The organism is Pseudarthrobacter sp. NamB4, from assembly GCF_005796185.1.
Lineage (GTDB): Bacteria > Actinomycetota > Actinomycetes > Actinomycetales > Micrococcaceae > Arthrobacter.
Map to the genome: position 1 here is coordinate 128,071 of NZ_VAHM01000011.1, position 23,993 is coordinate 152,063.

The 23,993-nt window shown below is 66.3% G+C and carries 20 protein-coding genes and 1 pseudogene; 10 read left to right on the forward strand and 11 right to left on the reverse strand.

Annotated elements, in window-relative coordinates:
• Positions 1–47: 47 nt before the first annotated feature.
• On the forward strand, positions 48–2,375 hold the full coding sequence (locus FDW81_RS12120; RefSeq protein ID WP_138134434.1) for an FdhF/YdeP family oxidoreductase: 2,328 nt from the start codon (positions 48–50) through the stop codon (positions 2,373–2,375).
• A 45-nt stretch (positions 2,376–2,420) separates the two neighbouring features.
• Here the strand turns inward: FDW81_RS12120 and FDW81_RS12125 are convergent, their stop codons facing one another.
• Positions 2,421–2,750 carry a DUF6457 domain-containing protein gene (locus FDW81_RS12125; protein WP_138134435.1) on the reverse strand — a complete coding sequence of 110 codons (330 nt, stop codon included), beginning with the start codon at positions 2,748–2,750 and terminating at the stop codon, positions 2,421–2,423.
• Positions 2,751–3,054: 304 nt separating this feature from the next.
• Here FDW81_RS12125 and fdhA point away from each other — a divergent pair, with 304 nt between their 5' ends.
• The 4 genes and pseudogenes from fdhA to FDW81_RS12145 all read left to right on the forward strand — a co-directional run bounded on the left by fdhA (position 3,055) and on the right by FDW81_RS12145 (position 7,015).
• Positions 3,055–4,266: a formaldehyde dehydrogenase, glutathione-independent gene (gene fdhA, locus FDW81_RS12130; protein WP_138134436.1), complete on the forward strand. Its 1,212-nt coding sequence runs from the start codon at positions 3,055–3,057 to the stop codon at positions 4,264–4,266.
• Positions 4,267–4,373: 107 nt separating this feature from the next.
• Entirely contained in the window at positions 4,374–4,730 is a 357-nt protein-coding gene (locus FDW81_RS12135) for a GNAT family N-acetyltransferase (protein ID WP_138134437.1), read from the forward strand.
• A 672-nt stretch (positions 4,731–5,402) separates the two neighbouring features.
• Positions 5,403–6,763 (forward strand): annotated as a pseudogene (locus tag FDW81_RS12140) (MFS transporter).
• 45 nt (positions 6,764–6,808) lie between these two features.
• Entirely contained in the window at positions 6,809–7,015 is a 207-nt protein-coding gene (locus tag FDW81_RS12145; RefSeq protein WP_138134438.1) for a hypothetical protein, read from the forward strand.
• Positions 7,016–7,035: 20 nt separating this feature from the next.
• Here FDW81_RS12145 and FDW81_RS12150 read toward each other — a convergent pair whose 3' ends face one another.
• The 7 genes from FDW81_RS12150 to FDW81_RS12180 form a co-directional block, all read right to left on the reverse strand.
• The gene (locus tag FDW81_RS12150; protein WP_138134439.1) at positions 7,036–8,682 is read right to left on the reverse strand and encodes an alpha-amylase family glycosyl hydrolase; all 1,647 of its coding nucleotides are present in this window, start codon (positions 8,680–8,682) and stop codon (positions 7,036–7,038) included.
• On the reverse strand, positions 8,679–9,587 hold the full coding sequence (locus FDW81_RS12155; RefSeq protein ID WP_205754615.1) for a carbohydrate ABC transporter permease: 909 nt from the start codon (positions 9,585–9,587) through the stop codon (positions 8,679–8,681). The genes FDW81_RS12150 and FDW81_RS12155 overlap by 4 nt, the downstream gene beginning before the upstream one ends.
• Positions 9,584–10,630: a carbohydrate ABC transporter permease gene (locus FDW81_RS12160; RefSeq protein WP_240720233.1), complete on the reverse strand. Its 1,047-nt coding sequence runs from the start codon at positions 10,628–10,630 to the stop codon at positions 9,584–9,586. The genes FDW81_RS12155 and FDW81_RS12160 overlap by 4 nt, the downstream gene beginning before the upstream one ends.
• Complete coding sequence (locus tag FDW81_RS12165; protein ID WP_138134440.1) at positions 10,627–11,946, reverse strand: ABC transporter substrate-binding protein; 1,320 nt, start codon at positions 11,944–11,946, stop codon at positions 10,627–10,629. Before FDW81_RS12165 ends, FDW81_RS12160 begins: the two co-directional genes overlap by 4 nt.
• Before the next feature lie 141 nt (positions 11,947–12,087).
• Positions 12,088–13,062, reverse strand: a complete 975-nt coding sequence (locus tag FDW81_RS12170; protein ID WP_240720235.1) for a LacI family DNA-binding transcriptional regulator — start codon at positions 13,060–13,062, stop codon at positions 12,088–12,090.
• A 179-nt stretch (positions 13,063–13,241) separates the two neighbouring features.
• Positions 13,242–13,994 carry a metalloregulator ArsR/SmtB family transcription factor gene (locus FDW81_RS12175; protein WP_138134442.1) on the reverse strand — a complete coding sequence of 251 codons (753 nt, stop codon included), beginning with the start codon at positions 13,992–13,994 and terminating at the stop codon, positions 13,242–13,244.
• Positions 13,995–14,035: 41 nt separating this feature from the next.
• Complete coding sequence (locus tag FDW81_RS12180) at positions 14,036–15,271, reverse strand: mechanosensitive ion channel family protein (RefSeq protein WP_240720237.1); 1,236 nt, start codon at positions 15,269–15,271, stop codon at positions 14,036–14,038.
• A 664-nt stretch (positions 15,272–15,935) separates the two neighbouring features.
• On the opposite strand from FDW81_RS12180, the gene ftsH reads away from it, so the two are divergent.
• Complete coding sequence (gene ftsH / locus FDW81_RS12185; RefSeq protein ID WP_240720239.1) at positions 15,936–17,834, forward strand: ATP-dependent zinc metalloprotease FtsH; 1,899 nt, start codon at positions 15,936–15,938, stop codon at positions 17,832–17,834.
• A gap of 22 nt (positions 17,835–17,856) precedes the next feature.
• On the opposite strand, the gene FDW81_RS12190 is transcribed toward ftsH, so the two are convergent.
• On the reverse strand, positions 17,857–19,098 hold the full coding sequence (locus FDW81_RS12190; protein WP_138134444.1) for an MFS transporter: 1,242 nt from the start codon (positions 19,096–19,098) through the stop codon (positions 17,857–17,859).
• A gap of 262 nt (positions 19,099–19,360) precedes the next feature.
• Between FDW81_RS12190 and FDW81_RS12195 the strand changes: the two genes are divergently transcribed.
• Positions 19,361–20,278 carry a 2-hydroxyacid dehydrogenase gene (locus FDW81_RS12195; RefSeq protein ID WP_138134445.1) on the forward strand — a complete coding sequence of 306 codons (918 nt, stop codon included), beginning with the start codon at positions 19,361–19,363 and terminating at the stop codon, positions 20,276–20,278.
• 70 nt (positions 20,279–20,348) lie between these two features.
• Entirely contained in the window at positions 20,349–20,933 is a 585-nt protein-coding gene (locus FDW81_RS12200; protein WP_138134446.1) for a dihydrofolate reductase family protein, read from the forward strand.
• Here FDW81_RS12200 and FDW81_RS12205 read toward each other — a convergent pair.
• Both FDW81_RS12205 and FDW81_RS12210 read right to left on the reverse strand, forming a co-directional pair.
• Positions 20,930–22,189 carry an MFS transporter gene (locus FDW81_RS12205; RefSeq protein WP_138134447.1) on the reverse strand — a complete coding sequence of 420 codons (1,260 nt, stop codon included), beginning with the start codon at positions 22,187–22,189 and terminating at the stop codon, positions 20,930–20,932. The two genes, FDW81_RS12200 and FDW81_RS12205, sit on opposite strands and share 4 nt — an antisense overlap.
• On the reverse strand, positions 22,186–22,647 hold the full coding sequence (locus tag FDW81_RS12210) for a MarR family winged helix-turn-helix transcriptional regulator (RefSeq protein ID WP_138134448.1): 462 nt from the start codon (positions 22,645–22,647) through the stop codon (positions 22,186–22,188). Before FDW81_RS12210 ends, FDW81_RS12205 begins: the two co-directional genes overlap by 4 nt.
• Before the next feature lie 147 nt (positions 22,648–22,794).
• On the opposite strand from FDW81_RS12210, the gene FDW81_RS12215 reads away from it, so the two are divergent.
• Both FDW81_RS12215 and FDW81_RS12220 read left to right on the forward strand, forming a co-directional pair.
• A complete protein-coding gene (locus FDW81_RS12215) occupies positions 22,795–23,400 on the forward strand; it encodes a heme-binding protein (protein WP_138134449.1) in 606 nt (201 codons plus the stop codon).
• A 75-nt stretch (positions 23,401–23,475) separates the two neighbouring features.
• Positions 23,476–23,967 carry a GNAT family N-acetyltransferase gene (locus FDW81_RS12220; protein ID WP_138134450.1) on the forward strand — a complete coding sequence of 164 codons (492 nt, stop codon included), beginning with the start codon at positions 23,476–23,478 and terminating at the stop codon, positions 23,965–23,967.
• The last annotated feature ends 26 nt before the right edge of the window (positions 23,968–23,993 follow it).

Here is a 23,993-nt window from a genome sequence, read left to right on the forward strand (position 1 = left end):
GTGTGCCGGCACCTGATCGGGCTGGAGGAACCCGAGGAGAACCAGCTGTGACGCGAAAGAATCCTGAAGTCGAAGAGGCCGACGAATCCGAGATTGAGGTCAGCGGACATCCCAAGACGTGGGCAGCCGGCGTGCCGGGCGTCTACCACTCGATGCAGCCGGCGCTGAAGCATATGGGCCTGGAACGGTCCCGGAAGACGCTGCTGGCGCTGAACCAGAAGGACGGGTTCGACTGCATGAGCTGCGCCTGGCCGGACCCTGGCCACCGCAAGACCTTCGAGTTCTGCGAGAACGGTGCCAAGGCGGTCACCTGGGAGGCCACCCCCATGGTGGTCGGCTCGGAGTTCTGGGCTGAACATGCGGTCAGCGAACTGCGGGAGCGCTCCGAGTACTGGCTAGGCATGCAGGGGCGCCTGACGGAGCCGGTGTACAAGCCCGCCGGCGAAGACCACTACCGGCCAGTCAGCTGGGACGAGGCCTTCGGCATCATCGCGGACAAGCTGAACTCGCTCCCCAGCCCGGACCAGGCAGCGTTCTACACCAGCGGCCGGACCTCCAACGAGGCCGCATTCCTGTTCCAGTTGTTCATCCGTGGCTACGGCACCAACAACCTTCCGGACTGCTCCAACATGTGCCACGAGTCCTCAGGCTGGGCCATGGGCCAGACGATCGGCGTGGGCAAGGCCACCGTTTCCTATGATGACTTTGCCAAGGCGGACCTGATTATCATCATGGGCCAGAACCCGGGCACGAACCATCCGCGGATGCTAACCGCCCTGGAGGATGCCAAGGAAGCCGGTGCCAAGATTGTTGCCATCAACCCGCTGCCCGAGGCCGGCCTGATGCGCTACAAGAACCCGCAGAAGGTCAAGGGCATCATCGGGCACGGCACGGACCTGGCGGACCAGTTCCTGCAAATCCGGATCGGCGGGGACATGGCGCTGCTGCAGGCCGTGTCTAAGCGGGTCCTGGAGGCAGAGGCTGCCAACCCGGGAACCGTGCTGGACCATCAGTTCCTCGAAGAGCACTGCGAGGGGCTGGAGGAATTGAAGGCGCACCTTGCCACGCTGGACGAAGCCACCGTCCTAGAGGCCACCGGGCTGCGCCCGGAGGAGATTGACGAACTCGCAAGCCGCTACCTGAAGGCGGACAAGGTGATCATCACCTGGGCCATGGGGATCACGCAGCACAAGAAGGCCGTGGCCACCATCAAGGAGATGATCAACCTGCTGCTGCTTCGCGGCAACATCGGCAAGCCCGGCGCCGGTGCCTCGCCGATCCGTGGCCACAGCAACGTCCAGGGCGACCGCACCATGGGCATCTGGGAGCAGATGCCGCCCGCGTTCCTGGACGCGCTGGGCAAGGAGTTCAGCTTCGAACCGCCCCGGACACATGGCGCCGATGCGGTGGAAACCATCCGGCAGATGCGCGACGGCGGGATCAAGGTTTTCATCGCCATGGGCGGCAACTTCGTGGGCGCCATGTCGGACACGCAGGCTGCCGAAGCGGCAATGGCGAACACCGAGCTCTCCGTACAGATTTCCACCAAGCTCAATCACTCCCACACCGTGACCGGCGCCGAGGCCCTGATCCTGCCCACCCTGGGCCGGACGGAGATTGACCGGCAGGAGTCCGGGCCTCAATTCGTCTCGGTGGAGGACACCGTCTGCGCCGTCCACCCTTCTCATGGAACCGTTGAACCGGTGGCGCCGGGCCTGCTTTCCGAGGTGGCGATCGTCAGCCGGATGGCGCAGCGGGTATTGGGTGACCGGATCACGGCGGACTGGGCCGGATTCGAAAAGAACTACGACCTCATCCGCGAGCACATCTCCCATGTGGTGGTTGGCTGCGAGGACTACAACCGGAAGATCCGGCAGGAGGGCGGCTTCGTCCTGCCCAACGGGCCCCGCGACTCCCGCACGTTCAATACCCCCACCGGCAAAGCGATCCTGACGGTGAACGAGCTTGAGTACGTGCAGCGGCCGGCCGGGACGCTGATCCTGCAGAGCATGCGCTCGCACGACCAGTTCAACACCACCATCTACGGGCACAACGACCGGTACCGCGGCATCAAGAAGGGCCGCGAGGTGGTGTTCGTGAACCCGGCTGATCTGGCTGAACTCGGGCTCGAAGACGGACAGCACGTGGATATCCGCGGCGTGTACGAGGACAACGTGGAGCGGGTGCTGCGGAACTACCGGGTGGTGTCCTATCCCTCCGCCCGCGGATGCGCCGCCGCCTACTACCCGGAGGCCAATGTCCTGGTGCCGCTGGAGAGCGTGGCGGAGGGAAGCCAGACGCCCGCGTCCAAGGCGGTCATCGTGCGGCTCGAGCCCGTCCCGGTACTGGAGGAAGAGCCGACGGCTACGGGATAACTACTGTGGGGGATGCCTCACGGACAGCTACTGCTGCTGGGGCAGCTACTGGGCCGTGTCCGCCCAGCCCTTGCTTGCGGGGCCGCCCTCGTGCCCGTCGTCGCACAGCTGCAGGGCCGTGTCCGCGGCCTTTGCCACCGCGGCAGCGGCGTTCTCCCGGGTGCCGGCGCTGCCCGTGCCGGCCTCCAGGCCGGCCGCGTAGCCCACCAGGAACGTGGTCACCGGGGCCGCCGCGTGGATCACCGAATCAGCCGACCTCCTCGCCAGTTCCAGCATCAGTTCGTGGTCGACGTCCAGGTCCAGGATCTGCAGGGCCTGGGCCAGCCGGTTGCTCCATTGGTCCAGGACCTGGGCTTCGTCCTCGCTGACAGCCATTTTCGCTCCAATCGTTACCCGCCTGCTGTTGTCCGCTGCCGACACTACAAGGCTTCAGTCCGGAAGTCACCGGATTCCCAGAACCCCTAACGGAAAAGAGGGTAGCCCTCCGTCCCGGACGGCTCTGGTACTGTCCCCGGCCCCCTGCTTACACTGGGCGCACCCCTACCTGGGAGCCTCCTATCTGTCTGACCGCCGGGCGGGGAAGGCTCCGCGCCAGGCGGGAGCTTCCGTGGGGGAAGTATCACCATCCGAACATCACGGCCTGCCCCACCGGGTGAGCGCCTGACAACAGGAGAAACAGATGACAGGGAACAAAGCAGTTGCCTACAAGGAGCCCGGCAAGGTTGAGGTAATAGACGTCGATTACCCAACGTTCGAGCTCAAGGACGGGCCTGGTGTTAATCCGGCAAACGTCGGACGCACGGTCAATCACGGCGTCATCCTCAAGACAGTGGCCACCAATATCTGCGGCTCAGACCAGCACATGGTGCGCGGCCGGACCACCGCCCCGACCAACTTGGTGCTCGGCCACGAGATCACCGGCGAAGTGGTGGAAGTGGGCCGCGACGTCGAATTCATCAAAGTCGGGGACCTCTGTTCCGTGCCGTTCAACATCGCGTGCGGCCGCTGCCGGAACTGCAAGGAGCGCAAGACCGGCATCTGCCTGAACGTGAACCCGGACCGCCCGGGCAGCGCCTACGGCTACGTGGACATGGGCGGCTGGGTGGGCGGCCAGGCCAACTACGTGCTTGTGCCCTACGCCGACTGGAACCTGTTGAAGTTCCCGGACAAGGACAGGGCCATGGAGAAGATCATGGACCTGGCCATGCTCTCGGACATCTTCCCCACGGGATTCCACGGGGCCATCAGCGCCGGGGTAGGTGTTGGGTCCACGGTGTATGTCGCAGGTGCAGGTCCTGTTGGCCTCGCAGCGGCGACGAGCGCACAGTTGCTGGGTGCCGCCGTCGTGATTGTCGGGGACCTCAACGAGGAGCGGCTGGCGCGGGCACGCAGCTTTGGCTGCGAAACCGTGGATCTTACCAAGGGTGAACCCAAGGACCAGATTGAACAGATCCTGGGCGTGCCCGAGGTGGACTGCGGTGTGGACGCCGTGGGCTTCGAGGCGCGCGGCCACGGCAAGGGAGCCCAGGAAGCACCCGCCACGGTGCTCAACACCCTGATGGATATCACCGCCGCGGGCGGTGCCCTGGGCATTCCGGGCCTGTACGTCACGGGCGACCCGGGCGGGATCGACGAGGCCGCAAAGAAGGGCTCCCTGAGTCTCAGCCTTGGCACCGGCTGGGCAAAGTCGTTGAGCTTCACCACGGGCCAGTGCCCGGTGATGAAGTACAACCGGCAGCTGATGATGGCCATCCTGCATGACAGGGTCAGCATCGCCAAGAACGTGAACGCCAAGGCAATCACACTTGAGGAGGCGCCGCAGGGCTACGCCGAGTTCGACGCCGGCGCAGCCACCAAGTACGTCCTCAACCCGAACGGCTATCTGAGCTGAGAACCGGCGGCGGACGGTGGTGTCCGGCAGCGGGGACAGGTGCGGAAATAGGCGGCCATCAGCCGAGGTTAAGCTGAAGGACGCACCGCATCGAAGGAGATCCCCCTTTGAGTGACATCACTGTCCGCCACAACCCCGGCCGTGACCGCTTCGAAGTCCTGGACGCCGGCAACGTCATCGGCAAAGCAGCCTACAAGGAGTACAACGGCGGCGCCTCACCGCAGCGGATTTTCTACCATACGGTGATCAACGAGGAATATGGCGGGCAGGGACTCGCGGGGCAGTTGGCAACGGTGGCGCTGGACGAGACGGTTAAGGCCGGCCGGGGCATTGTTCCGGTGTGCCCGTTCATCAAGAAGGTTCTCACCAAGCACCCGGAGTACGCCGGCAATACCGTTCGTGTGGCTCCGGCGCACCTCGAGTTCCTGGATACCGCCCTGGCCTCTGCCCGCACCCGGGCCTAGTTGGGGCACTTGTCGCTGCACCGGTTTGGATGCGCAGACTGGTCTTCATCGCGCAGCCTCGTCGCCGACACGCTGCCCCATTCTCCACGAGCGGACAGGTTTTCGACGCGCAGCCTCATCTCCGCTGCGCAGGTTATCCTGCGCACCCGGAATTTGGGCCGCGCCGGGTAGCGGGCGCGTCGGGGTCCATTTTGCGCGTCGGTGCGCGGCGGCGGAACACGCTGGGCGGGCCGGATGCTGCAGTGATGATCGAGTTGTGACAGGAGCCCGTATGCCGGTGAACCCAGTACAGCCGCCGGCAGGGCAGGCCGTCCGGCCCACGCGCCGTAGGCGGAGAAATGTGGCTGTGCTCCTCTGTGCCGTGGCGCTGGTGCTTGCAGTTGTCCGGTAGGAGGCCGTCCCTGGCCTTGCGGGGCCGGTGCCCGGCAGGTTGAGATGGCGCTGGTCCTGAAGCAACTGTACGCCGGAGACCTGCTGAACCGGACAACACCGCCCAGCTGCTCGGCTATATGCAGGACACCAACAACGAGGAACTGATTCCTGCAGGTTCCCAGGCCGGGAACTCACAGAAGTGGTGGAGAAGGCCCTGTTCCCGCCAGTGCAGCCGGGGAACCGGGCACCGTAGGGTCTTCAAAGTCGCTAACGCCCGGGCCGGTGCAGCAAACTGTTTCCGTGAGCAACAAACCCCGGACTGCCCTGGCCCTCGCAGGCCTCAGCCTGGGCAGCGCCTTGAATCCGCTCAACTCCTCAATGATCGCCGTGGCCCTGGTGGTGCTCCGGGCGGATTTTGGGTTGGACGTCGCCGCCGTCACGTGGGTGGTCACTTCCTTCTATCTCGCTTCGGCAGCGGGCCAGCCGGTCATGGGCAGGCTTGCAGACCGCTTCCGACCCCGGCGGATGTTCATGCTCGGCATGGCGCTGGTGGCAGTGACCTGTGCCTTGGCCCCGCTGGCACCGAACTTCGCGCTGCTCTGCGTGGCCCGCGCAGTGATGGCGCTGGGCACCGCCACCGCCTACCCAGTGCCGTGGTAATGGTGGGCGCCATTGCGCACCGGGTCAAGGTGGAGCCGGCACGGCCGCTAGGCAGGCTACAGATGGCGAATACCTCTGCGGCGGCGATTGGCCCTGTAGTGGGTGGCCTGCTGGTAGGATTCGTAGGCTGGGAATCCCTGTTCCTGGTCAACATCCCGCTGGCGCTGACCGCGCTGCTGCTCGTGCGCCGGGCCGCGCCGCCGGATGAGGTTCGGGAGCGGGGCAGCGTGGTGGAGCTGCTGCGGGACTCGGACATCCCCGGCATCCTGGCGTTCGTGGCCGGGCTCCTGCTGGTGATGATGGCTGCCCTGAACGTGGCACCGGACTTCCGTTGGTGGATGCTGGTGGCCGGGACACTCATTGCCGCGCTGTTCGCTTGGCGCGAGCTGCGCTTCAACCGCCCGTTCCTGGACCTGAGGCTGCTGGGACGCAACCGGCCCCTGATGCTCATCTACCTGGCGTTCGCCGTGTTCAGCAGCGTCTATTACTTCGTCTTCTTCGGCCTGCCCCAGCTCCTGCAGGAGGCCGGCGGCTACGGGCCCGGCGTGGTGGGCCTGCTGATGCTGCCGCTTGCCGGCCTGTCCGTCCTGGCCACTCCATGGGCAGTGAAGGCCATGGGGAGGTTCGGGGTGCGGCGGGTGCTGCTGGCCGGCGTCGTCCTGTTGACCCTGGTGGCGGCGCTGATGTGGCTGCTCACCGGCACCCTGGTGGTTCCGCTGGTGGTGGTGCTGACTGCCCTGATGGGCGTTCCGTACGGGACGGTAGGCATCGCCACGAACCAGGGCATGTTCGTGTGCACCCGGCCCCAGGAACGCGGCGTCGCGGCCGGCATCTACCAGACCTGCAGGTACGTCGGCGCCATCACCGCCACCGTGATGATCGGCGTGTTTGCCGGCGCCGGCGTGGACCAGGGCAGCTGGGCCCGGATGGTGCTCGCCATGCTGGTGCTCTGCCTGGTGACGTTAGCCGTGAGCCTGCTGTGGAGGCAGCGGACGGACTAGCCTGACCGCCCCCACACCGCTTGCGGACGGGTTTATCGTGGAGGTATGGACTCTCCAAAGGTGCAGCTGTACTTGGATATCGCCGCCAAGGGCCTGTGCATCCTCGGCGCCGCCCTGATGATTTTTCTCCGCGGCGGATGGTTCTACGTCGGGGTTGTAGCGATGGTCCTGGGCGTGCTCCTGATGGGCGGCTCGCTGTTCGCCAGCCGCAGCCTGCGCGGCCGCCGGTGGGACGGCACGCGCCGGACCTGATCCGGCGCGGCCTCCAATCCCTAGTTCCGCCGGATCCACGCAGCGTTGCCGGGCTGCAGCCAGCCGTCCTCCGCCAGCGGAAAGGCGCTGAAGAGTACGACGCCGGCGGGCGGCTTCACGGGTTCGGTCCCCATCGCGACCGCCACCAGGAAGTGCGGGCTGCGCTCGCAGAGCAGCAGGTTCCCTGCCTCCACGCGCCAGGTGCCGCCGTCGTCCGCGGTGAACAGGCCGTCCTCCCAGAGGCGGCGCCGCAGCGCCACCGCGTCTTTGACCGTCGCCAGCAGGGACCCTGGATCCTGCTCCTGCAGGTCCACGGCGTAGTCTCCCCATCCGGCCGGGACCGGCAGCCACGGGGCCACCGCTGAATCAGCTGCCGGCTCCTGCAGCGTGAAGCCGTGGGTGAGGGCCGCATCCTGTGTCCAGGGGAGGGGGACGCGGGCGCCGTCGCGGGTCACGCCGCCGCGCGCCCACATCGGATCAACCCTGGCAGCCACGGGAACGTCCACCTCGGGAAGCCCCAGTTCCTGGCCCTGGTAAATGTAGGCCGAACCGGGCAGGCCCAGGAGCGCCACCAGTGCTGCCCGCGCCCGGCGCGCGCCCAGTTCAGCGCTGCCGAAGCGGTTGGCTGAACGGACGATGTCGTGGTTTTCCAGAGCCCAGGTGGGAGCCGCCCCGTGAAGCTTCCTGGCGGCTTCAAGCTCTGTGCCCACTTCGGCCCACGTCGCGGCGTCCCATCCCAGCCGGACGAAGGCAAAGGCGAACGCCTGGTGCATCTCGTCGCGGCGCGTGTAGCGGGCTGCACGGGCAGGCTCGAGGTTAACTTCGCCCACCAGCAGCCGGTGCGGCTGGTACTTTTCTGCCAGCCGGCGCCAGCGGCGGTACACCTCATGCACTTCCTCCTGGTCCGAGACCAGCGGGTTGGAGCGCAGGCCGTCCACCACCGGGCTTTCGGACGGGGCGTCCGGCAGGCCGTCGGTCTTGAACAGGGCATGGGCGACGTCGATGCGGAGCCCGTCCACGCCCTTGTCGAACCAGAAGCGGAGGACGTTCTCGAAGTAGTCGCCCACCGCCGGGTTCCGCCAGTTCCAGTCCGGCTGCCCGGCGGAGAACAGGTGGAGGTACCACTCGGTGTCCGTTTCCGAATCAGGGTTGGCGCGGGACCAGGCCCGGCCGCCGAACACGCTCTGCCAGTTGTTGGGCGGCAGGTCGCTGCGTGAATCCGGACTGGAACTGCGGCCTTCGACGAAGTGGAACAGCTCCCGCTCGGGCGAGCCCGGCCCCGCGGCGAGCGCCTCTTGGAACAGCGGATGGGCGGAGGAGCAGTGGTTCGGAACCACGTCCAGCAGGATCCGCAGTCCCAGCGAGTGGGCCAGGTCCAGGAGCCGGTCGAAATCCTCCATGGTCCCGAACAGCGGATCCACGCCGCAGTAGTCGCTGACGTCATAGCCCTGGTCCACCTGCGGGGAAGGCTGGAACGGAGTCAGCCAGACGCCGTCCACCCCGAGTGACGCGATGTAGGGCAGGCGGGCGATCAGCCCGGCCAGGTCGCCCACGCCGTCGCCATTGCCGTCGGTGAAGGAGCGCGGATACACCTGGTAAATCACCGCTGACTGCCACCACTCGGCGGTGACGGGCCCTCGCGGCGGAGTGCCGCCGTCGTGCGTCATTTGCCGGCCCCTGCCGTGAGGCCTTCGACGATCCGGCGCTGGAACACCAGCACCATGATCACCAGCGGGACGGTGACGATCACACCGGCGGCCATCTGCTCGCCGAAGGGTGCCTGGAACTCGGTGGCGCCGGTGAACTTGGAAATGGCCACGGTGGCGGTCTGGATGGCGGGGTCGTTGATCATGGACAGCGCGATGATGAACTCGTTCCAGCTGTGGATGAAGGTCAGGATCGCGGTGGTGAACACGCCCGGCGCGGCCAGTGGGAGCAGCACCTTGCGGAATGCCTGCCATTTGGTGCAGCCATCGATCATGGCGGCCTCTTCAAGGTCGAACGGCAGCTGCTTCATGAACGTGGTCAGATTCCAGACGGCGAGCGGAATGGCGAAGGACAGATTGGGGATGATCATGGCCTGGTAGGTGTTGATCCAGCCAAGATCCGTGAAGAGCCTCAGCAGGGGCACCACCACCGAGATGCCGGGGAACATCGACGTCGCAATGATAACGCCGAGGATCACTGACTTGAACCGGAAGTTCAGCCGGGAAATGGCGTATGCAGCGAAGATGCCCAGAACCAGCGCGGCCACGGTGGTCACGCTTGCCACTATCAGGCTGTTGAGCAGGGCCTGGCCGAACATGGTGGAGCCGTCGAACACCTTGGCGTAGTTCTCCAGGGAGAACGGCTGTGGCAGCAGGGTGTTGTCGAAGATGTCCGCCGTGCGGCGGAGGCTGGAGACGATCATCCAGTAGAAGGGGGCCAGGCAGTAGATGAAGATCAGTGCCAAACCAAGGTAGACGGAGTAGGAGCGCCAGGTGCGCTTCTGCTTGGGGCGGACGTCGACGCCGGACGCCCGGCCGGGTGACTCGCCGGATGCGGCGAGGCCGCGCAGATCGGTGATGGTCATTGGGTGGCCTCTGCCTTCTGGATGCGGTTTGCCTTGCGGGCCCGGCGCTTGGCGCCCAGCTGCTTGGCTCCGGTTACGTCCGCGCCCAGCACCTTGACGAACACGATGGCGACGGCGGCGACGTACAGGAACAGGATCACGGCGAAGGCTGACGCCGAGCCGTAGCGGAGCTGGTTGGACTCGTCCCAGGCAAGCATGGACAGGGTTTCCACTGATTCCTTGCCGGGGCCGATGAGGACGAACGGGAGGTCGAACATGCGGAGGGCATCGAGCATGCGGAACAGCACGGCCACCAGCAGCGTGGGCTTGACCAGCGGCAGGGTGATGGAGCCGAGCTGCCGCCACCAGCCGGCGCCGTCGATCTTCGCCGCCTCGTACACCTCTTCGGGGATGATCTGCATGCCGGCCAGGACCAGCAGGCCGATGAACGGCGCTGTCTTCCAGACTTCTGCGATGATGACGGCGAGCTTGGAGGCGGTGCCTTCGGCGGTCCAGAGGATCTCGCTGCCGATCAGGGTGTTGGCGATGCCGTCCGATTGGAAAATCCAGCGCCACAGCAGGCCGGACACCGCAGTGGGCACGGCCCAGGGGACCAGGATGCTGGCGCGGAGGAAGGACCGGCCTTTGAAGGCCCGGTTCATGGCCAACGCCAGGGCGAGCCCCAACAGGGTTTCCAGCAGCACCGTGGTGACGGTGAAGAACGTGGTGTTGCCGAACGCATTCATGAAGCGATGCCCGGACTCCCCGGCGAACAGGTCGGCGTAGTTAGCCAGACCCACGAACGCTTCGCCTTCGGTGACGTAGCCGTCCGCATCCAGCCCGGACTGGGCGCGGTAGAGCGACTGGTGGATTGCCGAGATGAGGGGGTAGGCGATCACCAGGGCAAGGACCAGGAGGGTGGGGGAGAGCAGCAGGGCGGCCATGCGGCCTTCACCGGGGGTGCGGCCGGCGCTGCTCCCGGCACTGTTGCGGCTGGCCTTCCGGCCCTGCCCCGGGGTGCGGGGCGGGCCGGAAGACTGATGGTCGATGGAAGCGGTGGTCATTTCGCGGAGATCTCTTCGAGCTTGGCCTGCATGTCCTTCAGTGCGGCGTCGGTTTCCTTCGCACCGGTGAGCGCGGCGTAGGCCTCTTCCTGGATGGCCTTGGTGGTGGCGCCGTACTGGACCACCTTGGGGCGCGGCTGGGCGTTTTCGAGCGATTCCAGGAGGGTGGGGAAGAACGGGCGCTTGGCCACGACGGCAGGATCCCTGTAGAGGTCGGCGAAGGCCGGGGCGCGGGAGCTCAATTCGAGGCGCTTGCGGGCCTGCTCCTCGCTGGTGAAGAACTTGATGAACTCCAGGGCGGTTTCCTTGTTGGGCGTGAAGGGGGAGACCGCCAGGTTGCGGCCGCCCAGGGTGGAGACGCCGGGCCCGTCCGTGCCGGGGATGGAGGTGATGCCGAACTTGCCGGCCACCTTGCTGGAGCCGTCCGTGGCGCTCAGCGAGGAGTAGAGGAACGGCCAGTTGCGCAGGAACACCACTTTGCCGTCCTGGAATGCCCGGCGGCCCTGCTCTTCGAGGTAGGTGATGGCGTCGGAGGGGAAGAGCCCTTCCTTGAAGCCGTCCACCAGGAGGGACAGGCCTTCCTTTGCTTCCGGGGTGTCAACCGTGGGCTTGCCCTCAGCGTCCACCACGGTGCCGCCCGCTGAGGCCACTGCCTCGGAGAAGTTCACGGTAAGGGCCTCGTTCTTGTCGAACTGCCCGGTATAGCAAGACATGCCTGCGGCTTCCGGGAGGGCCAGGATCTTTTCGCAGGCGGACTTCATTTCGTCCCAGGTTTTGGGCGGGGCGGCGATGCCGGCTGCTGTCAGGAGGTCCTGGCGGAAGTAGAACAGTGCGCCGTCGGTGTAGTAGGGCGCGCCGATCAGGTTGTCCCGGTACGTGGCCGCGTCCACGGTGGCGGGGATCATCTTGTCCGTGGGGATGGCGTCCGCCGGCAGCGGGAGGACCCACTTGTTGGCGGCGAACTCGGAGTTCCACACCACGTCCAGGTTCAGGACGCTGAAGGTGTCCGACTTGATCTGCGCGTTCTGGATGAGCTGCTGGCGCTGCTGGTCCGCTGAGTCGGGCAGTTCGATGAACGTAACCTTCTGGTCCGGGTGCGCCGCGTTCCACTCCTCGATGCTCTTGTTCGCGGCGCCGGAGGCATCGCGGGAGGAGACGTAGTTGATCGGGCCCTTTCCTTCGAAGGCGGTTGCGGAACTCTCAGCGGCCTTGGGCTCGGAGGTGGATCCGCCGCAGGCGGTCAGGCCCACGGCGGCGGCCATGACCAGTGCCGTGGTGGTGAAAAGTGTCTGCCAGGTGTGGCGACGCTGCCTCATGTGTTGCTCCTTCAGTAGGGTTTCCTGCCTGGTTTGCCTGGTTCAAGGCGCAGGGGATCACGACGACGGCGGCACGGGACGTGCCGGCAGTCACCTTTTCTTTTCGGGGGTGAGGGGTGCTTGGGGTGGGTGGCTAAGCAGTCAGGTTTGCGGGGAAGATATCGGGGGCGGGGCGGTGGAGCCCCTTTCGATGAGGTGGTGGGGCATGATCTTGGGGCCAAGGGCCCTGGAGCGCAGCAGCTTGCTGACTGCCATGCGCCCCATCTCCTCCAATGGCTGCGCCATTGTGCTCAGCGGCGGGTGGACGTGCAGCGAGGTGGAGGTGTTGTCGAAGCCAAGGACTGACACGTCCTCCGGGACACGCCTCCCGCGCCTCTGCAGTTCATTGACCACCGCGGCGCCCATCTCGTCACTGACGGCGAAGATTGCTGTCAGCCCCGCGTCCTGGGCCAGGAGTCCGTCCAGCCCGGCTGCTCCGCTTTCGTAGAAGAAGCTGCCGCTGGCCGTGACCGGGGTGCATTTGGCCTCGCTCATGGCGCGGAGGTAGCCGCGTTCGCGGGGCTTGGCAACGAACACCGACGCCGGGTCCCCGGCCAGGAGCCCGATGCGGCGGTGGCCGAGGCGCAGCAGATGGCGGGTTGCGTCGTAGGCTGCCTGTTCGTCGTCGATCGCCACGCTGGGTGAGCCGGACTTGTCGCTGATGGCCACGGAGATGATCGGGATGTTGGGCCCCAGCAGCTGCCGCGTCTCCTGGGTGATCACGGCGGAGATGAGGATGACGCCGGCCGCCCGGTAGGTGCGCAGGGTTCGCAGATAGCCCGCGATGAAGGCGGACTTGGCGCCGGTGCGTCCCAGCATGACGGCGTAGCCGCGTTCCTGGGCTTCCTCCTCCACGCCCTGCATCACCTTGGAGGCCAGTGCGTCGGACACCATGGGGGCCAGGAGCCCTATCACGGATGTCTGGCGGGTTTTCAGGCCGCGGGCCAGGTAGTCCGTCTCGTAGCTCAGCTTCTGGACCGCGGCCTCAACCCGCTCACGGGTCTCGTCCGAATAGCCCACCAGGCCGTTGACGACGCGGGAAACGGTGGCAGGGGAGACCCCGGCGTGCTGTGCCACGTCCCTGATGGTTACCACTGTTGCTGCTCCCGCTGATCGTCCAAAGTGACCCATGCAAACGGTTTACGTAAACGGTTGCGTGATCTGCCTCAACAACACTAAGGGGACCAGCAGGTGAAATGGATGCGTTTCGTAAACGGCGGCCCTCGCTGAAAGGGGGAGGGCCGCCGTCGGGCCTCCTAGCCGTACATGAGGGAGCCCGGCGTGGTGAGCTTTTCGCCGGTTTCCAGCCAGGTCTTCAGGCCGGAGAGGATCATGGGCCAGCCGCCGTAGAGCTGCTCGTTCGCTCCTTCGCGGAGGTCGCTGTGGGTGACGGTGAGCCGGCAGGAATCACCCACAGGCTCGATCTCCCAGGTGACCTTCGAGGTTCCCTCAGCCTTGACGTCCTCACCCCACAGTGCGCGCATGGTCTGGACGAGCCGGCGCGGCGGATCGACTTCCAGGTTTTCGCCCTCGCCCAGCGGGGCGCCGGCTTTGACGTTGTTCATGGTGAAGCTGCTGCCCGGGGTCCAGTCCGTGTCGATGGTGTTCCCGAACTGGTACTTGCTGCGGATGTCGCTGTCCGTGATGGCTTCCCAGAGCCGTTCCGGCGTTGTCTTGATATAGATTTCAAAGATCTTTTCCATGGGACTTTCCAATCTGGATTTGAGGTCGCTGAGGCCAGCGGCCCATGGTTCTGCATATTTGCTCACCCACCGGTCGTGGATAAGCCGGATGGGCACCGGGTTCAGGAAGTGCAGCTTTTCCCGCCCCCGACGCCGGGTCACCACCAAACCTGCATCCTCCAGGAGCCTGAGGTGCTTCGCGATGCCGAAACGGGTCATGTCGAAGCGGGCCCCCAGCGCACCCAGCGACTGGCCGTCCTCGCGGAACAGCTCATCGAGGAGGTCCCGGCGGGTGGGGTCGGAGAGTGCCTTGAACACTTCGTCCATAGAAAAAATGATAGGTGACCATCCGGTCACCTATCAAGAGTTCAGTTACGCGAAGCCAGCGTCTGGTCCCGGTCCTGGAACACCTCATCCCCGGGGCCGGTGAAGGCGCGGGAGCGCTGGACTGCCTCGATCGATCCGGTGAACAGCTGTGACTCATGCGGGTCGGCAGGCTGGCGGGTGCCTGCGGCAGCGGGCGAACCCAGCCCGCGCAGTGGCTGCTGGCGTGGGGTGGGGGTAGCGCCGTCGGGCGCTGCCTCGGTCCAGCGCTGCTGCGGAAGGGCCTGCGGATGGCCCTGCTGCAGGAAGGTGACCATGGCCTCGCGGATGAGGCAGCGGAGGTCGAACAGCGCCGCGCTGTCCGCTGCGCTCACCAGGATGCGGACCCGGACAAAGCCGCCGGTGGCGTCGGTGATCTGCAGGATGCCCACGCGCTGGTCCCACAGGTCCGTTCCGGCCAGGACGGTGCGCAGCTCGGCACGCATGTCCTCCACGGGTGCTCGCCAGTCGAGGTCGAACTCCACGGTGCCCATCACCTCGGACTGGCGGCGGGTCCAGTTTTCGAACGGCGTGGTGGTGAAGTAGGTGGAGGGCAGGATGAGGCGCCGGTCGTCCCAGATATGGACCACCACGTAGGTCAGGGTGATCTCCTCGATGCGGCCCCATTCCTTCTGGACCACCACCACGTCATCAACACGGATCGCGTCAGTGAACGCCAGCTGCATGCCCGCGAAGACGTTCACCAGTGAGGTCTGTGCGGCCAGGCCGGCCACGATGGAAATAACACCGGCGGACGCCAGCAGCCCGGCGCCGAGGGCCTGGATGGCCGGGAAGGTCAGCATCACCGAGCCGACCGCGAGCACCACCACCAGCGCCACGCCGATCCGACGGGCCAGGATCATCTGCGTGCGCAGCCGCCGGGCCCGCCGGTTGTCCGCCACGTCCACGCTGTACCGGCCCAGCACCACAGCTTCGATAATCAGCAGGATGGCCACGGCCAGCCACGCGAGCGAACCGATGAGCGCGATCAGCAGCATATGGTCGACGGCGCTGTGCCAGCTTTCGCCCGCGGCCGTGAGTCCCAGCGCTGTCCGGACGCCGATGAGGCACAGTGCCAGCCGCAGCGGCTGGCGGGCAACCCGGGACGGGGCCTGGAGTTCAGGGCGCCTGCGGTTGAGGCGGAGGATAATTTTGCGCAGCAGCCAGGACAGGACCAGTCCGGCGGCCACTGCCAGGGTGACGGCAATGAAGGGCATGGCGGGATTTAGTACGTCTTGCATTCTTTAACGTCTATCAATGCGCTCGCCCAAGTCCGAAACCGGGGCCGGTGGTGGCGTGTCCGTCCCTTCCAGCCCGGTTGCCCGGTGCCTCACCGGGCTGATGCCAGCGGAAAACGCGTGAGTTCGCGGATTCCGGGCTCGGGCTCCGGAACCTCGGCCGGAGCGGGCTGGTGGACGTTCGCCTCCAGCGGTTCCGAAACTTGCTGCACGGGGCCCTTGCCAGGGGAGCGTCCAGCGGGCGCGGAGGCGGCGGGCGGATGGAGGAGGGGTTCCTCTGCAGGAGGGGGTACGACGGGGCTTCGGGCTTGGGTGCCGCCGGAGGCTCTGCAGGGGGTGGGGGAGCCGGCGGCGAGATGCTGAGGGGAGCGGCAGATCGCGGCGTTCCACAACGGTTGCTCTGCCGCCGCGGCTTTCTGCAGCATCCGCCGTGAGGGTCTTAACAGCCCGGCCTGTTGGCGGTAGGTTGATCCTGTCAGCAATCAGGCTCTGGTGTCCCTGTATGAGCAGGCGGCCGGGCCGGGACGGCAGCCGTCAAGCAGTGCGCGGCCCTCAGTGAACATTCGAGGGTGGCGTGATGGCACACAACTCTCCGCTTACACAGGGCAAGGGGACCAGCCCCTCGCCTGGATCCGAAGGCCGCAGGACTCCCTGGCGGATCGAGGGTATGCCCGGCAGGACTGGCGACGAGGGCCAGGGTGGCGGGCGCGGCCAACGGCTCAGGCCCTGGATCTGGCTCGCCGTGCTGTATTTGGGCTTCTTCCTGGTTTTCTCCTTCCAGGACCGGGCGGCCACCCCTGAGGCTGTGGCCTATTCCGAGTTCAAGACCCAGGTGCAGGACAACAACGTCGCCGAGGTTTTCTCCCGCGGCGACACCATCGAAGGCAAGCTGCGGCAGGAGAGGCCGCTGCCAGGGAACGATGACAAGAACTACGTCCAGTTCGTCACGGAGCGCCCCACGTTCGCCGATGACGATCTCCTGGCCGCCCTGGAAACCAACGACGTAACCGTCCGGGCCACCCCGCTGGTGCAGGAGCGGGGCGTCCTGCTCAACCTGCTGATTTCCATCGCCCCGATTGCGCTGCTGGTGCTGTTTTACCTGTGGCTGTTCAAGCGGCAGGCGGGAATGTTCGGGATGGGCGGCCTGGGCGGGCTTGGGAACAAGAAGTTCCAGCCGGTCAATCCCGAGAACATCCGCGTTGCCTTCAAGGACGTGGCCGGCATTGACGAGGTGGAGGGCGAGATCTCGGAAGTCGTGGACTTCCTGAAGGGGCCGGAGAAATACCAGGCCATCGGTGCCCGCCCGCCAAAGGGCGTGCTGCTCAGCGGCCCGCCCGGCACCGGCAAGACGCTGCTGGCGCGGGCGACGGCGGGGGAGGCCGGGGTGCCTTTCTTCCACGTGAGTTCGTCCGAGTTTGTGGAGATGGTGGTGGGTGTGGGGGCCAGCCGGGTGCGGGAGCTTTTCCAGGCCGCCCGGGAGGCCGCGCCGTCGATCATCTTCATCGATGAGATCGATGCGATTGGCCGCAGACGCGGCGGCTCCCTTGCCGTCGGCGGGCATGACGAGCGGGAGCAAACCCTCAACCAGATCCTGACGGAGATGGACGGTTTTTCCTCCTCCGAAGGGGTGGTTGTCCTGGCGGCCACCAACCGGCCCGATGTGCTGGACCCGGCACTCCTCCGCCCGGGCCGCTTCGACCGCTCCATCACCGTGCACGCACCGGACCAGGCAGGGCGGTTGCAGATCCTCCAGGTCCATGCCCGCAACGTCAAGCTTGACGCAGACACGGACCTGGAAGCGCTCAGCAGGGTCACGCCGGGCATGACCGGCGCTGAACTTGCGAACCTCGTCAACGAAGCCGCGCTCCTGGCCGTCAAGCGGGGGCACACGGCGGTGGACCAGCGGGACCTGCTCGATGCCCTGGAGAAGGTGCAGCTGGGCACGGTGCGGAACGTTGTGATGCCGGCGGAGGAGCGGCGGCGGACGGCCTACCACGAGTCCGGCCATGCGTTGCTCGGCATGCTGGAAGAAGGCGCGGACCCGGTGCGCAAAATCTCCATCATTCCCCGTGGCCGGGCACTTGGCGTCACCCTTTCCACTCCTGATACCGACCGCTACGGGTATGACGAGAACTACCTGCGCGGGAAGATCGTCGGGGCGCTGGGCGGGATGGCGGCTGAGCGGCTGGTGTTCGGCGTGGTCACCAGCGGTGCCGAAAGCGACCTGCAGACCAGCACCCAGCTGGCCAGGATGATGGTGGGACGCTGGGGAATGTCCCCGCGGATTGGCCCGGTCCAGGTGCTGCCGGAAGAAGGCGACCCCCGAGCACTGGGTGTCTCTGAAGGCATGCTGGACATCCTGGCTGACGAGACACGCACACTGGTGGACCAGTGCTATGACCGCGCCCTGGCACTCCTGCGGGAGAACAGGTGGCGTCTGGAGTCGCTGGTGAAGGAACTGCTGGCCAAAGAGAGCCTGGATGAGCAGGAGATCTACGCCGCGGCGGGCCTGGAACGCCGGCCTGGCACTCCCGCTCCCAGCGGGGCCCGGATGCACCAGAACTGAGAGCATGAGAGGCCCAGGTTGGCTAGGCGGTCTCGTCCACCTTTTCTGGAATTGGGCGCGGCTCCAGCCAAACCCGTTCGCGCGGGCCCGGCGGATAGGCGTATCTCTTGCCGGCGATCGTGATCACCAGGGCAACAACCACCGGCAGTGCCGCGGCCACGGGGACCAGCAGCGGCCCGGCCAGCACCAGCGCGGCCGAGCCGTAGAGCGCGCCCACAGTAATCCCGAGCTGGATGGTCAGCACGGTGAGTCCGTTGGCGGCCTCACTGTAGTCTCCGCCGGCGCGAAGGATGGCGGACTGGTTGTAGATGCCGATTGCGCCGAGCCCGGCACCCCACACGGTCATGAGGACCAGAGCCACGGCAAGGTTGCCCGCCGCAAGAGGCAGGAACGCCATGGACAAGGCGATGGCCGCCGTCGTCATCAGCAGGGAGCGGCGGGGCCGGGAGTCAACGGTGAGGCCGGCGACCCAGATGCCCAGCAGGCCGGAGCCGCCCAGGACCGTCAGTGACAGGCTGATGGCGTAGTCGGGGAAACCTGCCTCGCGGATGAACGGCGCGATGTAGGTGAACAGGGCGAAGTGGGCCAGGACCAGCAGCGGCCAGGCGATGGCCACCGACTTGACCCCCGGCTGCGCGATGGCTTTCCGGAGTGAGGGGCGGACGGCGTCGGAAATGCGCTGGACACGCGGCAGAAGGAAGAACGCCAGGACCGTCAGGACCAGGCCGAACCCAGCGAGCACCATGAACGCGGCGCGCCACCCGAGGAGCCCGCCCAGGGCAGTGCCCACCGGCGCGCCGATGGCCAGGCCCAAACTGTTGCCGCTGAACACGATAGCCAGTGCCTTGCCCACCTTGTCTGCCGGAACCACCCTGGTGACGAACGGGGCCATGGTGGTCCACAGCAGCCCGTGCGCCAGGCCGCCCACCAGCCGGGCGATCATGGCGGCGGTGAAGTCGGGCGCGAGTCCCACCATGGCGTTGCTGGCGGCGAAGGTGAGGACGAGCCCCACCAGCAGCGCATGCCGGGGTACCTTCCCCAGCAGCCTGGCCGCCGGAACAACCGTGACTACGATGACCGCGGCGTACGCTGCGGCCAGGTACCCGGCCACCGGCTCGGACACATTCAGGCCGCTGCTGATCTGCGGCAGCAGCCCGGATGGCAGGAGCTCGGTGGTGATGGCGGTGAAGGCGATGGTGGCCAGGACCAGCATCGCAGCGTACGGAAAACGGGCAGGCGCCGGCGCGGAAATCGCGGAAGACATGGGGGAGTGATCCATTCACGGGGAGGGGCTGGAACCCGGCTCTGCTCGCCCGACAATTCCTCCGTTAAATTTACAGGACGCCACGTGCTGATCCTGACGTTGACCGGCCCGAGACTCGCACAGGCTTAACGGTAGCTGTTGTTTCTGCAAGGAATTACCGTGGGGATGGACAGGGCAATTGACGGGCGCACCGGCAACGGAAGCAAGGGAGCAAATAAGTGGACATTTTTGGACTGCCCAAGTACAAGCTCGTGGTGGCGGCGTGAGCGCGCCGCTGCGGGTCAGCCTGCCCACGCAGGAGCTGGTGGACGCACTCGAGCCCGGCGACAGCGTCGAATTTTTCGTGTGGGACTTTTCCGGGCCTGCTCCCGCCGAAAGGCTGGACATCGTGGTGCCGCCGTACATGCGCGGGCCGGAGGTGCTGGCGGCGCTCAAGTCTGTGGATATTGGCCTCATCCAAAGCCAGTCCATCGGGTACGACGGCGTGGCGGACGTCCTGCCGGACGGTTGCGTTTTCGCCAATGCAGCAGGCGTGCATGAGACCTCGACGGCGGAACTTGCCGTGGGGATGATGATCGCCAGCCAGCGGGGAATTCCGGACTTTGTCCGGAACCAGTCCTCTGGCGTCTGGGACAACGCCCAGCGCCCCAGCCTGGCGGACCGAAAGGTGCTGCTGGTGGGCTACGGAGGAGTGGGCAAAGCCATCGAGGCCCGGCTGCTGCCGTTCGAAACCAAGGTCACCCGGATGGCCAGCCGGTCCCGCGAGGACGCCGCCGGCACAATTTATGGCATCGACTCGCTGTATGAGCAGCTGCCGCTGCACGAGATCGTGGTGGTCAGCGTTCCCCTGAGCGACGACACCCGGCAGCTGGTGGACGCCAAGTTCCTGGCCGCGATGCCGGACGGGTCCCTGCTGGTGAACGTGGCCCGCGGTTTGGTTGCCGACACCGACGCTCTGCTGGCGGAGACGTCCTCTGGGCGTTTGCGCGCAGCCCTTGACGTTACCGATCCCGAGCCCCTGCCCGCAGACCACCCGCTGTGGAACACGCCCGGTGTCCTGATCACTCCACACGTGGGAGGCGCCAGCTCGGCGATGTTTCCGCGGATGGTCCGGCTGATCCGGAAGCAGATCGGGCTGATGATGGAAGGCAAGGAGCCAGTGAACGTGGTGCTGGGCTAAGAAACTGGCTGGCCGCCCCGGGCCGGCAGGGTGGTATCAGGAAGCGGGAATCAGGAAGAAAGGTAGCTGCATGCGGAAGATCATCCTGCAGAACGCAGTGTCCCTGGACGGGTTCTTCGAGGGACCCGGCAGGGACATCAGCTGGCATCGGGTTGATGAGGAACTGCACCAGCACATGAACGACGAGCTTAGTGCTATGGGCGGCTTCATTGCTGGGCGGGTGACGCACGAACTGATGGCCGAGTACTGGCCGGCGGCAGACCGGAATCCTGAGAGCAGTCCCGCCGAAGCCGTGTTCGCCCGCATTTGGCGGGGAATGCCCAAGTACGTCTTTTCCCGAACCCTCACCGAGGCGCCGTGGAACACCACGGTGATTGCCGACGTCGTACCTGAACACATCGGGGAACTGAAGGCGCAAGCCGGCGGCGACCTGGTGATGAGCGGGGCGGACCTTGCCGGAACGTTCATGCGGCACGGCCTTATTGACGAGTTCCGGATCTACGTCCAGCCCGTGGTGATCGGCCAGGGGCCGCGGGTGTTCCAGTCGCCCGATTTCACCGCTGACCTGCACCTGGTGGAGAACCGGAGCTTCGGCAATGGCGTGGTCCTGCTGCGCTACGAGGCTTTGAACGTTCCGTCGGCTGCCTCCGCTTAGGCCACCGGCTCGCTACTCCTGCGCAACACGATCCGGAGGTGGTCCCGGAAGCGGAGGCTGTTCCTGCGGCTGACAATGATCACGGCGGCGGCGGCTGCCAGCAGGACAACCACTCCGCCGACGGCCAGGGACCAGCGTGCGCCGAACTCCGACCCGATCCATCCCATCAGCGGCGCCCCCACTGCAGTTCCGCCCTGGAGGATCGCCAGGTACAGGGCCAGCACGCGGCCGCGGAACTGCGGTTCCACGGAGAGCTGGATGCTGGTGTTGCAGCTGTTCAGGAAGGTGATGGATGCCAGCCCCACCGGGATCAGGACCAGGGCGTAAAGCCAGAACGACGGCGATACGCTGGCCAGGAGCGTGAAGGCACCAAGTCCCAGCGCGCCGCCCAGCAGGAACCGCAGCCGGGGGCCGGCACGGCGGGCGGCGAGCAGCGCTCCGGCGAGGGTGCCTACGGCCATAATGGAGCCGAGGAGCCCGAACTCACCCGGGCCGACGCCGAACTCCGTGGTGGCCATGAGGGCGTTGGTGATGGGAAAGTTCATGCCGAATGCGCCGAGTATGCCCACCAGGACCATGATCATCACCAGGTCGGGGCGGCGGCAGACGTAGTTCACGCCCTCGGCCACCTGGTGTTTGCCGCGTCCAGCCTGGGCTGCGGGAACCAGCCTTGCCGTGCTGATGAGGAGCAGGGAGATGATGACCGCGGCGTAGCTGGCAGCGTTGAGGAGGAACACCGGGCCGGTTCCCACCCAGCCGATCAGGACGCCGGCGATGGCCGGGCCGGTGAGCCGGGCTGTATTGAAGGACGCGGAGTTCAGGGCGACGGCGTTGGAAATGTTGTCCTGCCCCACCAGTTCGGAGACGAAGGCCTGGCGCGCAGGGGCGTCGATGGCGCTGGCGACGCCTAGGCAGAGCGCGGCAAGGTAGGCATGCCAAAGCTCAGCCGTTCCGGTGACCACCAGGAGTCCGATGGCGAGTCCGGTGATGAGCATCGCCAGCTGGGTCCAGAGCAGGATGACGCGCTTCCGGTAGCGGTCGGCCAGCACTCCGCCGTAGGGTCCCACCAGCAGCATGGGGAGGAACTGCAGGGCTGTGGTGAAGCCGACGGCGGCGCCGTCGTGGTTGGTGAGCACCGTGAGGACAAGCCAGTCCTGGGCGATCCGCTGCATCCACGTTCCGATGTTGGACACCAGCGCACCGCCCGCCCAGATGCGGTAGTTGCGGTTTTCGAGGGCCCGGAACATAGCGCTCATTTGCCGCTCATTTCCTGCATGATTTGCGCCGCGCGGCTCAAGACTTCCCGGTCCTCCCCGCTGAGGCGCGCCACCCGCTGGGCGAGCCATGCGGTGCGCTGGTCCCGGGCCTCCGCAAGGACGGCGCGGCCCGCATCGGTGATGTCCACGTGGATCTGCCGCCCGTCGTCGGGATGTGCGGAACGGGTGGCAAAACCCTGCTCGACGAGGGCGTTGACGATCCGCGTCATGGACGGCGCCTGCACGTGCTCACTGTCCGCCAGTCCGCGGAGGGTTTGCGGGCCGTTGCCGTTGAGGAGGGCCAGGACAGTGTATTGCCCCGGTGTAATGACGTCGCCTGTTGCCTCGACGCGGAGACGGCGGGAGGTGCGCATCACGGCTGTTCGCAGTTCGATGGCCAGGGTGTCCGGCTGGATGGGGTCTTTCGTTGCCAATGCGCTTGCTTGGGCCGGGGTCATGTGGCGGGTGCCCCTCCTAGATACTTAGCACTGCTAATTAGTCCTGCTAATCATTATGCTCCTCCCCGCCGCAGGGCGGCAAGCAGTGTGGGCAGCGGCGGTAGGGGCTGGTTGAGCGAACCCAGGCGGCGTAAGCTCTGGTGCACCATGACGGAACAGCAGCCTTATGAGTTGGTCCGGCGCTACCCGCACTTCGAGCTGCGCCGCTATCCGGCGTACGTTGTGGCCGAAGTAACGGTTAATGAGTCCTTTGGCCGTGCCGGCAACGTCGCCTTCCGCCACCTGTTCAACTACATCAGCGGGAGCAACACGGCACGGCAAAAGCTGGCGATGACCGCACCCGTGATGCAGGAGCCCGGACCGCCGCAGAAGCTGGCCATGACCGCGCCCGTGCTTCAGACCGGACCCTTGCCCGGGGCTGGCGCGCCTGCTGATCATACGGTCGCCTTTGTGCTTCCCGCAGGCGTGACGGCCGAAACAGCTCCGGTGCCCACTGATCCGATGGTGAAGGTACGGGGGGTGCCGGGATCGCTGGCCGGTGTGGTGCGCTTCTCCGGCAGCGGATCCGCGGCAGCCTTTGGGCGCCGCAACCAGGGGCTGCAGGCTGCGCTGACCCTCGCAGGGCTGACGCCGGTGGGGCCCCCACGGTTTGCCCGTTTCGACCCGCCGTTCAAGCCCTGGTTCCTGCGCCGCAACGAGGTGATGCAGGACGTGCAGGAGCCGGCAGAAGCACAGGGGACGCCGCGGACCTAACGGCAGCCGGACTTCCTGACAGACGGCCCCCCGGTTCTCCACACCCGCTGGCGGCGCCTCTGGTTAGGCTGGGGCATGGACTACGTTGTTCGCCACGGCACACCCGAGGACGCAGAAGCCGTGGTCCTCATGCACACGCTCGCGCATGAGGAGAGCTACGGACACTTGCTGTCGCCCCACTTTTTCGCCGCCCGCCGTGAGGCAATTCCGGAACGCGTGGATCGGCGTCGACCCTATCTCAATGGCCCTGGCCCGCGGATTCTTGCCCTGGACGCGAACAATGAACTGGTGGGCTTGGCCGACGCTGGCCCGGGCCGTGAAGAAGATCCGCCAGCTCCGCTGGAGCTGTACTCCATCTTTGTCCTCAACCGGGCGCAAGGGAACGGACTGGGGCAGGCGCTCCTCTCGGCCGCGCTCGGAGATTCGCCCGCATACCTGTGGGTGCTGGAGGCAAACGTGCGGGCCCAGTCCTTCTACCGCCGGCAGGGCTTCCGGCTGGACGGAGCGCGCGGAGTGCTGCCGTCCGAGTGGGAAAACATGCCGGAATTAAGGATGGTTCGGGACTGACGAGCATGGCATCCAGGGTGCCGCGG